Raw genomic sequence first — 14,141 nt, 5'->3', positions numbered from 1 at the left:
TTGTTATACCTCCCGCATTCCTAGACCAAGTACTATTCCCAATCCAGGACGTTGCACCAAGGGATATTTTTCCTCGTCAATTTCCAACGACAGCGCACCTACTGGATCGATTTGGGTTGTTGGTAAACTTAATCTTTGAGTAAAAAACTCATTTAACTGCCCCAGTCCACCTCCCGAACCAGCCAACATAATCTCTGCTACCTCCAAATTTTCAGCTTGATTGAGGTAAAAATCGATTGAACGACGCACTTCATCTGTTAATTGTCCCAATTCTCGCACCATCGCTGCCATACCAGGATTAATGCCAGTAACACCAGTTTTCCCCCCATCTTCCATCGGTGTTGTCGGAATAATCATTCCCTGCAACAGTTCGATGTCTCGTGAGGCAGGTAAATTCATCGCTTTTGATAAAGCAGTTTGCAGTTGATAAGTGCCTATGGGCACCGTGCGCGAAAATTGTGGCACTCCATTAACAACGATCGCTATCTCTGTGTTGTCGAATTCGATATCAACTAACACTGCTGCTTCTTGCGGTCCGAATTGCCGCAATTTTTCGCGAATTGTCCGAATTAAAGCAAAACTGCTAATTTCTAAAACATCAACTAGCAATCCCGCTTGCTCAAACGTACTTACATAAGAATCAGTAATATCTTTTCGGGTAGCAACTAAAAGCACCTCTACTTTTTCAATGCCATCTTCATCTACTTTGTATCCAAGTTTCTGATAATCAACATCAGCTTCTTCGCGGGGATAAGGCAAATATAAACCAGCTTCGTGGTTAAGCACCATTTCCCGCAGTTCTTTGTCATCTAACTCTGCTGGCACGGGAATCAAACGTACAATTGATTCTCGTCCTGGCACGGCAGTCGCGACGCGAGAAGCTTTGATTTTACTTTCAGCTAACCCCTGCTGAATTAATTCCGCCATTGCAGCAGGATCGGCAATTTGACCATCAACAAAAATGCCTTCTGGAACTTGTACTGTTGTTAAGGAGTCTAATTTTAAGCTTTGACGCTGCTTGCGTAGTTGAGCTATATTCACCCGATCGGGAGCAAGTTCTATCCCGATCCCTTTATTTGATTTACTAAAGAATTTCTGAAAATTTTTAACCACAGTTTTTCGCGCCGCACTGTATAGTAGAAAATTTAGTTAGTGGGTAGTGGGTAGTGGATAGTTGATAGTGGGGGAAGCGTGGTGTGGATAATGGTTAGCCTCAACCAACAACTATCAACCAACAACTAACAACTATCAACCAACAACTATCAACCAACAACTATCAACTAGCACGATGATTCAAATTCAAAAATTAAAACGATTGACTGTTTATGTGCTGCTTGGCTTATTAACCACTTGGATTGTCAGCTGCACAACAGGTAATGTCGGCACAAGTACAAAACAAGCTTCTTCAGGGGCAAGTATTGAGTTTTGGACAATGCAACTCCAACCTCAATTTACTAACTACTTTCAAAGCCTAATTGCGACTTTTCAAACGCAAAATCCTGGTATAAAGGTGAACTGGGTTGATGTGCCTTGGGCAGCAATGGAGAACAAAATCTTAACAGCTGTAACGGGAAAAACGCCACCTGATGTTGTGAATTTAAATCCAGATTTTGCATCTCAACTTGCAGGACGAAATGCCTGGTTAAATTTGGATGCAAAAATCCCAAATGAAACACGCTCTTTCTATCTACCAAATATATGGAAAGCAAGCACACTTAATGGCAAGAGTTTTGGGATTCCCTGGTATCTCACCACGCGGCTAACTATCTATAATACCGCTTTATTAAAACAGTTAAGTATTAATAAAGTACCCAGTACTTACACGGAATTAGCAGTTTTTGCTCAACAAATTAAGGAAAAAACTGGGAAATATGCTTTTTTTGTGACTTTCGTACCACAAGATTCTGGTGAAGTAATTGAATCTTTGGTGCAGATGGGAGTGACTTTGATAGATGCTGAAGGCAAAGCGGCTTTTAACACTTCCCAAGGGAAAGCGGCGTTTCAATATTGGGTAGACTTGTATAAGAAGAAACTTTTACCACAAGAGGTGTTAACTCAAGGTCATCGTCATGCGATCGATTTGTACCAAGCTGGAGAAACGGCTATACTTGCCAGTGGTCCTGAGTTTTTAAAGCAGATTGCGATAAATGCGCCGAAAATAGCTGAAGTTTCGGCAACTGCACCGCAAATCACAGGGGAAACGGGTAAGAAAAATGTCGCTGTGATGAACATAGTTATTCCCCGCGACACTAAGCAACCAGATGCGGCTGTTAAATTCGCGCTATTTGTGACTAATGATGAGAATCAGTTAGCTTTTGCTAAAGCGGCAAATGTTCTCCCATCGACTACCAAAGCGCTCTCTGACAGCTACTTTAAAGATGTGCCTGCTAGTGCTTCGACTTTAGAAAAGGCGCGATCGATGAGTGCGAAAGAGTTGCAACAAGCAGAAATTTTGACTCCGACTTTGAAGGATTTTAATAAGCTGCAAAAGGCAATTTATGAGAATCTGCAAGCGGCAATGTTGGGTGAGAAAACGGTAGATAAAGCTGTTGAAGATGCAGCGCAGGAGTGGAATAGCAGCAGGAGTTAGGTAGAGACGTTCCGGTGGAACGTCTGTAAAAAAGGCGCGGTAGATACGTTCCGGTGGAACGTCTGTACAAAAGGTGTGGTAGAGACGTTCCGGCGGAACGTCTGTACAAAAGGTGTGGGTTAGGGTGTCGGGGGCGTTGTGGTTTTTACGATCGCTAAAAAATGCCCAACCAAATAAAGTGAACCGCACAAAATGACTAAATTATCGGTTGCGCGAAAAGCTGTTTCTAGTGCTGATAATAAATCTGGATAAGTTTGGCGATCGCTCAATTCTGGACAAATTTCCTGAGCTAGTTTTGCGAGTTCCCTTGTATCGGCTGAACTATGATCTGGTACTGGCGTTAAGTATAAATTGTCCTTTGGTCGTAGTAAAGCTTGGAAGATGTCGGCATGTTCTTTGGTGGAAAGCATTCCCATTACCCAATTAACGTTGGGAGTATCCAGACTATCTACATACGCACGTAAGGCTTGAGCCGCAGCTGGGTTATGAGCGCCGTCAATTAATAGTTTATGATTTCTCCAGGTTGTCCATTGCATTCGTCCTAGCCATTTAGTTTTGGCGATGCCGTTGATGATGGCTTCTTCAGATATCTGCCAACCTTTTTCTTGTAAAATTTCTAAAGCAGCTAAAGCTAAACTTGAATTAGCTAACTGTATCTGTCCTTCTAAGGGCAATTGATATTTAATTATTTGGGAATTTTCAATTGTTTGATATTCTGCCCATCCTGGAGATATTTGACGGGCAGGTTGAGGCACGATATACGGACATTGTAATTCTAGAGTACGCGATCGCACGACTTTTTCTGCATCCGTTGGCAATATTCCCACAACTGCCGGACATCCGGGTTTCAGAATCCCAGCTTTTTCTCTCGCAATCTCGGCGACTGTAGAACCTAATTGTTGCCAATGTTCGCGGCTAATGGAAGTGATAATACTTACCAAAGGCTGTGAGCAAACGTTTGTCGCATCTAAACGTCCTCCCAATCCAACTTCTATTACCGCCACATCGACTTGAGTTTGTGCAAAATATAACCAAGCGGCTGCGGTAATTACTTCAAACTGAGTTGGTGATTCTTCATCTGGGATGATTGCCGCTTGGACTTCCAGTAATAATTGACACAATTTCTCGGAGGCGATCGCTTGTTCATTCAGACAAATGCGTTCCGTCCAATCGACCAAATGCGGTGAAGTATAGCGTCCTGTGCGATACCCTGCCTCAGTAAGTACTGAGGAAAGATAAGCACAAACAGAACCTTTACCATTAGTACCAGCAACGTGAATTACCGGGACTTGATGATGGGGGTTGCCAAGATTTGCCAAAAGCTTGAGAATCCGGTCTAATCCCAGATGAACGCCGAAGCGTTGGAAGGGTTGTAGTAATAAATCGATATTCACTTCTTAGTTAGTAGTTAGTGGTTAGTGGGTAGTTGTAACAAATATTTACTAACCACTAACAACCACATTAAATTTAGGCTTCTTTGTCTAAAAAGCCTTGAACTTGTCTTAAAGCAGCAGCACCGATGTTGAATAGTGCCCAACCAGCAGCAATAGCAATTGGTGCTAAAACGATTACAACACGCATGTCCATATTTAGAACCCCTCTGTTAAGTAGAAATTAAAGTTTTGTCAACTGTTCTCATTTTTATTGTTAGCCGAAGTGGGCAATTTTTCCAGACCTATTTGTAAAGAATGTTTACAAATTTATTATCAGGACATTGGGCATGGGGCATTGGGTAAGAGGAAAGGGGAAAGGGGAAAGGGTTGAGGATAAGAGGGGGAAAGGTATGGAAATAAAGAATTATTTAAAACAATTCATGATATTTTTCTTTCCCTTTCCCCTTTTTTCCTTTCCCCCTTCCCCCTCCCTCTTGCCCAATGCCCGATGCCCAATGCTCTACTCTCCAGCCTTTATAAAACCGATATCAGTTCCCTTCCCAGCATGAACCAAAGCTAACTTTTGGTAACGTTGAGCATGTTCGATGAGTTCGGCTGCTTCATCGTGGGTGACTTGTCGCAACACTTTCCCCGGAACACCAGTTACTAAAGATAAAGGAGGTACATTTTTAGTTACGACTGCACCAGCTCCAATAATACTACCAGCGCCTACCCGCACCTTGTTCAAAATAATCGCGCCAATTCCAATTAAGCTGCCACGTTCAATGTAAGCAGAATGTATCACAGCGCGATGCCCTACGGTTACATAATCTTCTAAAATTGTGGGAAAGCCTGGATCGCCGTGTAGAATTGCTCCATCCTGAATGTTGGTGCATTCGCCAATTTCAATGCTTTCTACATCTCCCCTAACTACGGCTTGATACCAAATGCTCGCTCCAGCGGCTATGTTTACCGATCCAATAACCACAGCATTAGTTGCAACGAAAGCAGCTTGAGAAATATCAACAGAAGACCAGTAAGAAGCGGTAGACACGATAGAATATGAATATGGTACCCAGGAACACTGGAAAAACTCCAACCTTGAAAGCTGGTTGCATTCAACAGGATATCACGGTGTTAAGCCTTGATCTTGAGAAGATACGCTTTGTGGAAAACTGACAGCGCAACTCAATTTCTGCACAGCAATAAGTAATTACCCCAAGGAGGGGGAGTAAAAGTATAAACTAAAACCATTTTGCGGGTGAAAACAAAAGTATGTTTGTACGCACTTCATGATGAATCCAGGCTTGCAGTACCCAATATTTGGTCCTGAAATCCAGTGTCCCCACTGCCGTCAAACAATTCCGGCACTGACACTAACAGACACATATCTATGTTCTCGACATGGCGCTTTTGAAGCAGATCCCAAAGATGGTGAATTGATTCATCTTCAGTCGGGGCGTCATTGGCGGAGGTGGAATAATGAATGGTATCGGCAACATACGCATCCCGATGGCATTCGCTTTGAAATTCACGAGGCGCTAGACAAGCTGTATACTCAAGGATACCGAGCAACAAAAGTGATTATTGCCAAACGGTATCAAGAATTGATGAGTGGGTACTTGGAACGCACTACACCTTGGCGTTCTGGTCAAAGCGAGACAACATCTTCGCGGCTTTACGGCTTACCGGTAGAGTTTAGCCCGGATTCCCCAGAAGATGGCTGCTGGGAAGTGATAAATTTTGATTTGGAAAAAGAGCCTGGTGTGCCTGTGCGCTATCCTTATTTTCGGTTGTTTGAGTAATCGTTAGGAGTCACGGAGTTCTAGAGACGCGAAATTTCGCGTCTCTACAGTAGTTTGGAGTTAAATTTAATTCATAACTCATAACTCATAACTATCAAGATGCATCACGTTTCTATTCGTACAGGGAATATTCATCGTGCGATCGCCTTTTACGAGCAGTTGGGGTTTACAGTTTGTGAACGCTTCACTACAGGCTATACTTTGGCTTGCTGGATGGAAGGATTAGGGGGCAGAATAGAGCTGATCCAAATTCCCGAACCGAAACCAGCCCCGGATGCATTCGCAGATGAGCATTATGTGGGGTATTATCATCTGTCATTTGAATTAACACAGATAGCCACAGATTTACCTAGTTGGTTAACAAATCTAAAAGAACGTTTGGCGATCGCCTCACAATCGTTGGTAGTGCTTTTAGAACCAACACAGCAGCAAATAGGCTCGCGTATCTACGAAGTTGCTTTTATTGCTGATACGGACGGATTGCCACTAGAATTTATCCGGGTTTTATCATAAATCGGCAAAATGGTACATAAATGTCCCCTAGATTACATATGATGTAGAGACGTAGCATTGCTACGTCTAATCAAGGATTTCGGATTTTTTTATTAATGTCAATTAAACGGACATAATATAATTAGACTTTGGACAAAAAAAGTGGTTAGCGAGTAGTCCTTAGCTTTAGTGAAGCTGATATTACACCTTAGTTGTTGTGAGATGTTTTACCTACTCGTGCATCAGAAACAAACCCCGTCTGTTTGAGCAGCAGCCCTAGCTTTGCGTGAGGAAGTTTCGTGTCCTTGTTTTGATTTCCCCACATATCAGAAAAAAAGTCTTGCATCAGCGTAATGATGCTGCGGTATTTGACGATGCTGGCAACGTAGAACTCATCTAAATTCAAATCCCCATCAGCATGTATCTGCTCGATATTGTCGAGTAATATAGCTCCCACTTCATAAAGTTCTAAGCCTTCTTTTATGACATATTTTTTCATGATCTTGCGTTTCTCGTCCTCCGAACATGAATCATAGGGTGATCGAATCAGGTGCCCAAGATTCCGCAAGACTTCTCCGTAATCGTAAAATGCGTTCTGCTCAAAGAAAGACTCTTCATCTTTGGTCAAAATGAAACTCTTGTCCAGCACCAAACCAAAATCGGTCAAGTATGTTTGCTGTCCATCGGTGAGAATGTTGCGAAAATGCGCGTCGAAGTGGATAATTTCCTTCGTCCTCAAAAAGTCAATGGTTGTGCGTACATCCTGAAGGGGTTTCTCAAGTTTATTGGGGTTTAAGCGCAGCCATGTTTCCAGAATATGCGGTATGTACTCTAGAAACAGAACCAACTCATGGTTTGCGTTCGCTCTATCTAACACACAAGCTCGGACGTTTGCATTATTGCCCCATTGTTCTATATCCACATCCGCACGCCACCCGGAGAACGGAATAATCCGATAATGGTACATCAGTGGGAAAGTGGTGATCTCCCCCTCCAATACCCAATTAGTTGTCTTGATATGGGTTACGAGTTCACGGAAGATCCCAAAACCAGGGCTTGGGGGGGTACCAATGCCGTAGTTATAAGAAGTTGGCAGATCATAGAGGTTTTTGGTAGAGAACAGGTTGTCATATTCCATGTTCGTAACCGGAACGCGCTTTACAAACACCTTGAATTGCCCAAGGACAATGGTGTGATTCATCCCCCAACCCGTACTAGACTTATTCGACTCACTATTGTCAAACAGAGAACGCAATTGTGCATTATCCAACCCAGCAATTTGTGAACTGAGCTTGAAGTACCTCTTCCTTTTAAGTTCTATATAATCCTTAGCCATTTTCCCCCTAATGAGCTAAAAGTTTATTTTATAGTGCAAGTCACAAAACGGTATGAGTAGCTACGACACTTCAAGGGTTTTGGGATAGCGATCGCAATTCGCCAACAGAGCCATGATAATCCAATACGGTTTGGATAAGACTCGATCCCCCCAACCTCCCGATAAATTGGGGGGCTAAGAATGGCTCTATTTCCCCCTTTTTAAGGGGGATCTTTAAAGACTATGCACCTTAACCGAACCGTATTGCATGATAATCGCGAACCACTCTTTTTTTGTCCAAAGTCCAAAATATTAGCAAAAATGGGAATTGGGCATTTCCCATTCCCAAATTTAATTAGATGATGCCACTTCTGCCATCCGAAAGATGATTTGTTCTAAAGTTCGCAACAATTCTTGCTCATTGTAAGGTTTAGAAAAGTAGGCTCTAGCACCCAATTGCAATGCCAGTTGTCGATGTTTATCACTACTGCGAGATGTTAACATGGCAATCGGGATATCTTTCATATCATTGTTTGATTTAACACGACCTAAAAAGCCGTAACCATCAATGCGCGGCATTTCGATATCACAAATCACCGCTTGAACTTGCAAGCCACTATTAAGTTTTTCCAAAGCATCTTGACCATCTTTTGCCTGTTCTACTTGATAGCCTCCTTTTTCGAGAGTCAAAGCCAAAAAGCGCCGGACATTTATTGAGTCATCTACGATCAAAATAGTGCCTTTCTGGTTATGAGGCAGCGGCAAAATTGGTTTATCATCATTAGGTACAAGGAAGGCAGTTTTTAATTTTGTTGATGGCAATTTATTGGTTTTAGGTGTGCGCTGATTAGTGGTAATCCAATACAATAATTCATTGGCGTTAACTAAAACCACTACCCGACCATCACCAAGAATTGTACAGTTGCTAAAACCATTAGGCAAAGGTATATTTCCCTCAACTTGGCGGATGGCAACTTCTTGTTCACCCCAACAACGGTCTATCTGCACTGCTGCTGGCTGGTTGTTACCTTTGATGACTAACACATTGGCAGCATTAATCGCTGGGGCAGTTTCTAAATCTGGACTATTATAACGGGGGCAATTAAATTCTAAGTGCTGTCCTAGTCGAATCAAAGGCAGCATATTTCCTTGCCAGTTGATAACTTCGCTATCAGCCATTGGGAAAACTTGCTCGTTTTGGAGTAAGAATATTTCCAGAACCACATCTGTGGGAAATGCCAATAGCATTCGATTACTTTCTACCAGCAGTACTCGTGCTACAGAAAGTGTAAATGGCACTGACATAGTAATAGTGGTTCCAACTCCGGGAGATGTATCAACTTTCACATCTCCCCGGATTTGTTTGAGGTTGTTGCGAACCACATCCATACCGACACCGCGACCAGATAATGTTGTAACTTGTTCAGAGGTGCTAAATCCTGGTTCAAAAATGAGCGATAATAGTTCTTCGTCACTTGCTTGTGCCAGAAGAGTTGCATCTAAACCCATAGATGCTGCGCGATCGCGAATTTTATTCAAGTCCATGCCACGTCCATCATCACGCATAGTAATGATGGTACGATTACTGCGGTGAGTGGCTTTAATTTCAATCAATGCTTGTTCTGGTTTCCCGGCAGCGCGACGGGTAGCTGCATCTTCAATACCGTGATCGAAAGCATTTCTTAACAGGTGCATTAAAGGATCGTTTAATGCTTCTAAAATGCTGCGCTCAATCAGAGTGTTGCCACCTTCTATTTTCAAATGGACATTTTTGCCATATTCTACATTCATGTCCCGCAAAGCTCTGGGAAAGCGATCGATTAAATCTGATAACGGACGCATCCGTATTTGTGTAAGCTTTGTTTGTAAATGCTTTGATGTTTTGTTTAGCTTTCTGGCAAATTGATCTGTATCGTCAACACTCAGTTGAATATCAGTTGTGACTTCTTGTACTTGAACAATAGTTTCCATTACCTCTTGCGACAAGAGGCTTAATTCGTTATAGCGATCCATTTCTAAGGCATCGAATCCCCTTTCTAGCTGCGGTGAATAGTCGCTATCTTCAAATTCAGAGTTGTCTGAATTGCCATTACTTGGATATGTTAGTGATGGTGAATTAGATGGAACTCCAACATGAGTAGTAATTTTGTCGTATGCTGTGCGTAATTCATGATTTTCTCGATCGAGAATTTGCACTCGCTGGCTAAGATTACGTACCAGTTTACGTAATCTTTCCATTTGCAAGTTCAATCCATTACGCTGGATAATTAGTTCCCCAAATAAATCGTTAATTTGCTCAAGTTGTTTGCTGGGAACTCTAACTGTATTTTCATGAACTTCGCGGTCTTTGCCAACTATACTTGGCTCTGGTTTGCGTTCAACAAATTTGTAATCTGTGGTGGAAAAATCTCTAGAAATTACTACGCTCGTTGGATCGTCAAGAGTAGCGTTGTCATCGACAATTTCTGCTTCCAAAGATTCAAAACTTGCGGCAATTATTTCTGGATTTAGCCAACTTTCTTCAGTATCTTCTGTTTCTAACAGATTGAGTTCTAGTATTTCTGCTTCTTGATCGTGAGATTCTACCTCATCGCTTTTGAGAAACTCAGCGATCGCTTCTTCTGCTTCTAAACTATGAGATTGTACCCCATCGCTGGCGAAAAATTCCGCGATCGCGTCCATTGGATCTAATTCATCAGATTCTACCGCATCGCTTTTGAGAAACTCAGCGATCGCTTCTTCTGTGGATAGCAGATCCATTTGGGCATAACTCTGAGGTGCCATCGTCTCAACTTCGATAGTTGTAGGTAAACTATCTCGTTGATTTGTCAGTACCAAAGCTTGTGATCGCCGCCATGCTTGCAATGCTAACCGAGCAATTTGTTCAACTTCTGTATCCGTAACGGCAGTTGCTATGTAATGCGTTATCGACTGACAAAGCTGGGTAAAAGCTGGTAATTGCAACATTTCTCCCAAACCGCCCAATTCAGCTGCCATTATGGCAACTTCTTCTCGCAAGCAGGGTTGTTGACTATCTGCAAATACAGATTCTAGACGTTGCAAACATCCTTCTACTTCTGTCTCAAAAAGCAGAGGTATGATATCTTGCCCTTCGTCCGCCGAAAGTATGGTTGAGGCATCTTCTGGGGTAGGATCTCCCAGGCGATCGTGCAGTTCTTCAAAAACTGGATAACAAAAAGTTGCTAACCAATTATCTTCAACCACATTACCTTCTGATAGCAATTCGACTATCTGACGCAGCCAATCTACGCCAGATAGTAATAAGCTTTGTAATTGGGTGTCAATTTCTAAAGAGTTTTTTCGTGTCCTTAAAACTTTAAAAGAATCTTCCAAACGGTGAGCCAAATCGCTTAGGGTACGAAACCCCATCATGCCCGCCCCACCTTTGATAGAATGAGCAGCTCTAAGTGCGGCGTTAATTTTATCTAATTCGATGCGGTTGGTTGCGCTGATTTCCAGCAATACCTCTTCTAAGGTATCGAGATAATCTGTTGCTTCCTCCAGAAACTGCATCTGGATTTCAAGTTCTTTATCCTTTGACATACTTTTTATCCATAGTCAATAGTAAACAATCAACAGTCACGCAAGTCATTAGTGCGATCGCGAAGCGAATCCAAAGGAGTATCGCACTTTGACGGCAGGACTAATGACTAATCCACTTTGAAAGTTTCAACAGTTTCCTGTAACTCTTGGGAAATCACCGCAGTTTGTTGCAAAGAATCAGAAACTTGCCGCGAAGAATAGCTGGTTCGCTCTGAAACTAAAGCAATTCCTCTCATCAACTGGCTGACAGCTTGGGAGGTTTCTACCTGGGATGTGGTAGCGGTGGAAATCGACTGCACCAAAGAATCAATTTGGCGCGAAACATCCAATATTTGACTCAAGCTGCTTTTAGCATCTTCAACAATTCGGGTTCCTTCTACAACTTGGGCAGTTCCCACTTCCATCGCTTGCACAACTTCGCTAGTTTCTCTTTGAATGTTCTCGACAATTTGTTCAATTTCTTTTGTTGCCGCTGCACTTCGGGCAGCTAATTCACCTACTTCTTCCGCAACTACAGCAAAACCTTGACCTTCATCCCCCGCACGCGCTGCTTCTATGCCGGCGTTGATGGCAAGTAAGTTGGTTTGCATGGCGATTTGATTAATCAAAGATACTACGCGGGAAATTTGTTGGGTAGATTCTCCCAAACGCTTGACTTTTTTCGCTGTTTCGCCTACTGTTTCCCGCAATTTTAAGATATTCTGCACTGTCATATCCATTGCTTTGCCGCTCTTTTTGGCGGTGTGCGAAGCATTTTGAGCAACCTTCGCGGCTTGTTGGGCGTTTTCGGCTACATATTGTATGGAATAGGTCATTTGATCAACAGCATCTAAGGTGCGATTGATTTCTGAGGCTTGCATTATAGCATCTTCTGCCAGTTCCCGCATTGCTCCTTGGTTAGAACCAATCGCAGTGTTGACTTGATAAGCCGCTTGTTTAACTTGGGTAACAATCAATCGCAAATTTTCAACGATGGAGTTGAAAAAGTCGGCGACGGTGCCAATTTCCCCGGTGGTGACATCAGCTCGCACTGTCAAATCTCCGCTGGCTGCACCTTCTACTTCCCCTAGTAGTTCAAGAAGTTGCATTTGCAAAGCTTCTTTTTGATGGCGTTCATCTTCAGAACCTTGTTCTGCCTTGTGTCTACCTTGTTCTACTTCCTCTAAAAGTTTTGCTTGTTCTAGAGCATAGCCAACTTGAGTGGCTACCTGCTTAAAGAAATCAATTTCTGCTTGTTGCCAAAAACGGGGGCTATCACATTGATGAGTAATCATTAAACCCATCAATTGCCCGTCTCTAATCATTGGTGAGATTAAACTTCCCTTGACGGAAAATTTTTCCAACATTTTAATGTAACAGTTTGCATTTTGCAAGCTTGGCTCTTGATAAATGTTGGCGATCACTCGCACTCTTCCATCTTTATAAGCTTCTACATGGCGATCGCGAAAACATGGATCGTCGATTTGCACTCCCATCATTTTCGGATAACCGGACGCAACCGATTCGGCAACGACTATTCCATCCCAAGTGCTGCGATCTAAGGCATAAATAACTACGCGATCGCTTCTCAAACACGAGCGAACTTCTCTGACTGCTGTTTTAAAAATATCTTCGGTTTTGAGATTTCGGCGAATCCGCAAAGTAATTTCTGTAATTATTTTTGCTCGTTCTGCATCCAGTTCTTGTTCTTTTAACAACAACTGTAATTGCTCTGCCATCAAATTAATATTTTCACCCAATTCGCCGAGTTCATCTTCTGAGTCTATCTCTAAACGGGTATTGAGTTCACCTTGTCCCAGCCTTGCTACTGTCTGAGTCGCATTCAAAATTGGTTGTGTGGCACGTTTAGCTAACCAAGTTGCAAACACAGACGCCAACAATGTTGTTAATACCGTCCCACCTAATATAGTCAGAAGTAAGTCTCTTTGCGGTGCCAATGCCGTTGCTGTATCTGTAGCCAAAATTACTTGCCATTTTAAATCTGGCAAACCGTTGAGGTTTTCGGCAGCATAGCTAACTAGCTGTTCTTTATTATTAATTTGGTTAACTGTTTTGAATGTGGCTTCTTTTTTTGCGGCTTGTAGTTTCGCCAAGCCGGGAAAATTTATTCTTGCTTCTCTACCTACTTGCTTGGTTTGCGAAGACATGAAAAATTTCCCAGAGGCATCAATTAAATGATATTCTTGCCCTGCAAGAGCGTAATTTTTAATTATCTCTTCTAAATTTTTTACCGGCATCCGCGCTCTAACTATGGCGATGGTTTGCCCTGTGACGACATCTTTCACCGGGGCAACAGTGAAAACACTATTTATTCTTGTATTTTTAGATACTTGTGGTTGGCTAATTAATGGGCGATCGCTTTTTAATACCGATTGAAAGTAATCGCGATCGCTATGGTTGGTGAGTGGTTCTCCTTGGGATTGTAAAATCGGCGCACCATTTAAGTCAAACACAGCAATGCTGTCATAGACTTTATAACTCTCGACAATCTTGTTTAATAGTGCTTGTTTATCTTGTTGAGTTGTAATTCCCCTGACGCTGGAATTTGTCAAAATGGGCAAACTAGCCAGCACTTGAATATCGCTATACCGTTCAATCATGAAACGGTTTACTTTATCTGCCAAGCCATCAGCTTCGGCTTGTTGGAGGGCGGAAATTTTGTTACTTATCGATTGGCTGGCAATCTGATAAGCTAAACCACCAATACCTAATACTGGCAGTGTGCTGATCGCGATCGCCAAAATTGTAGCTTTAGATCGCAAATTGAGGCGATTGAAAGCACGATTAGCACGCTGTAAGGGAGAATTGGCATTTTTTGGCGATGGGCGATCGTCTTTCAATGGTGGTATGTTACTATCGGTGACTTTTTCTTCGGAAACTTCAGACGAAATAAACGATGGGCTTTTTTCAGCATCACTGCTCTGAGCCGAATCAGTTTTATTAAACATAAAGTAATTTGCTTGAATAGGTTTATCTAAACACCAAAAATCCGTTCTTTTAGT

General features: G+C 42.4%; 10 protein-coding genes. 3 read left to right on the top strand and 7 right to left on the bottom strand.

The features are described from left to right. Positions 1–3: 3 nt before the first annotated feature. Positions 4–1,113 (bottom strand): type IV pilus assembly protein PilM, encoded by a 1,110-nt coding sequence (gene pilM, locus TOL9009_RS0127400; RefSeq protein ID WP_029636362.1) that lies wholly within the window; start codon positions 1,111–1,113, stop codon positions 4–6. A 175-nt stretch (positions 1,114–1,288) separates the two neighbouring features. Here pilM and TOL9009_RS0127395 point away from each other — a divergent pair, with 175 nt between their 5' ends. Continuing rightward, positions 1,289–2,590 carry an ABC transporter substrate-binding protein gene (locus tag TOL9009_RS0127395; protein WP_029636360.1) on the top strand — a complete coding sequence of 434 codons (1,302 nt, stop codon included), beginning with the start codon at positions 1,289–1,291 and terminating at the stop codon, positions 2,588–2,590. A 119-nt stretch (positions 2,591–2,709) separates the two neighbouring features. Here the strand turns inward: TOL9009_RS0127395 and TOL9009_RS0127390 are convergent, their stop codons facing one another. The 3 genes from TOL9009_RS0127390 to TOL9009_RS0127380 form a co-directional block, all read right to left on the bottom strand. Further along, complete coding sequence (locus TOL9009_RS0127390) at positions 2,710–3,984, bottom strand: bifunctional folylpolyglutamate synthase/dihydrofolate synthase (RefSeq protein ID WP_029636358.1); 1,275 nt, start codon at positions 3,982–3,984, stop codon at positions 2,710–2,712. Between the two features lie 73 nt (positions 3,985–4,057). Beyond that, positions 4,058–4,177, bottom strand: coding sequence for a photosystem II protein Y (locus TOL9009_RS0127385; RefSeq protein ID WP_029636356.1), 120 nt, complete (start codon positions 4,175–4,177; stop codon positions 4,058–4,060). Between the two features lie 306 nt (positions 4,178–4,483). Then, positions 4,484–5,017 carry a gamma carbonic anhydrase family protein gene (locus TOL9009_RS0127380; RefSeq protein WP_029636354.1) on the bottom strand — a complete coding sequence of 178 codons (534 nt, stop codon included), beginning with the start codon at positions 5,015–5,017 and terminating at the stop codon, positions 4,484–4,486. Between the two features lie 241 nt (positions 5,018–5,258). Here TOL9009_RS0127380 and TOL9009_RS0127375 point away from each other — a divergent pair, with 241 nt between their 5' ends. Both TOL9009_RS0127375 and TOL9009_RS0127370 read left to right on the top strand, forming a co-directional pair. Beyond that, positions 5,259–5,768, top strand: a complete 510-nt coding sequence (locus tag TOL9009_RS0127375) for a TIGR02652 family protein (protein ID WP_029636352.1) — start codon at positions 5,259–5,261, stop codon at positions 5,766–5,768. Between the two features lie 99 nt (positions 5,769–5,867). After that, on the top strand, positions 5,868–6,281 hold the full coding sequence (locus tag TOL9009_RS0127370; protein ID WP_029636350.1) for a VOC family protein: 414 nt from the start codon (positions 5,868–5,870) through the stop codon (positions 6,279–6,281). 187 nt (positions 6,282–6,468) lie between these two features. Here TOL9009_RS0127370 and TOL9009_RS40675 read toward each other — a convergent pair whose 3' ends face one another. The 3 genes from TOL9009_RS40675 to TOL9009_RS0127355 form a co-directional block, all read right to left on the bottom strand. Next, positions 6,469–7,596 carry a protein kinase family protein gene (locus TOL9009_RS40675; RefSeq protein WP_038296632.1) on the bottom strand — a complete coding sequence of 376 codons (1,128 nt, stop codon included), beginning with the start codon at positions 7,594–7,596 and terminating at the stop codon, positions 6,469–6,471. A gap of 330 nt (positions 7,597–7,926) precedes the next feature. After that, positions 7,927–11,139 (bottom strand): hybrid sensor histidine kinase/response regulator, encoded by a 3,213-nt coding sequence (locus TOL9009_RS0127360; protein ID WP_029636348.1) that lies wholly within the window; start codon positions 11,137–11,139, stop codon positions 7,927–7,929. 107 nt (positions 11,140–11,246) lie between these two features. Further along, complete coding sequence (locus tag TOL9009_RS0127355; RefSeq protein WP_029636346.1) at positions 11,247–14,087, bottom strand: methyl-accepting chemotaxis protein; 2,841 nt, start codon at positions 14,085–14,087, stop codon at positions 11,247–11,249. Positions 14,088–14,141 lie beyond the last annotated feature (54 nt).

Source organism: [Scytonema hofmanni] UTEX 2349 (assembly GCF_000582685.1).
Lineage (GTDB): Bacteria > Cyanobacteriota > Cyanobacteriia > Cyanobacteriales > Nostocaceae > Hassallia > Hassallia hofmanni.
The sequence above is the reverse complement of the archived record's forward strand: the minus strand, read 5'-3'. Positions and strand labels throughout refer to the sequence as shown.

Excerpts from the sequence above, each read along its gene's own strand:
- TOL9009_RS0127385 (WP_029636356.1), bottom strand. The coding sequence starts at position 4,177 with ATGGACATGCGTGTTGTAATCGTTTTAGCACCAATTGCTATTGCTGCT.
- TOL9009_RS0127355 (WP_029636346.1), bottom strand. The coding sequence starts at position 14,087 with ATGTTTAATAAAACTGATTCGGCTCAGAGCAGTGATGCTGAAAAAAGC.
- TOL9009_RS0127375 (WP_029636352.1), top strand. The coding sequence starts at position 5,259 with ATGAATCCAGGCTTGCAGTACCCAATATTTGGTCCTGAAATCCAGTGT.
- TOL9009_RS0127370 (WP_029636350.1), top strand. The coding sequence starts at position 5,868 with ATGCATCACGTTTCTATTCGTACAGGGAATATTCATCGTGCGATCGCC.
- TOL9009_RS0127395 (WP_029636360.1), top strand. The coding sequence starts at position 1,289 with ATGATTCAAATTCAAAAATTAAAACGATTGACTGTTTATGTGCTGCTT.
- TOL9009_RS40675 (WP_038296632.1), bottom strand. The coding sequence starts at position 7,596 with ATGGCTAAGGATTATATAGAACTTAAAAGGAAGAGGTACTTCAAGCTC.
- TOL9009_RS0127360 (WP_029636348.1), bottom strand. The coding sequence starts at position 11,139 with ATGTCAAAGGATAAAGAACTTGAAATCCAGATGCAGTTTCTGGAGGAA.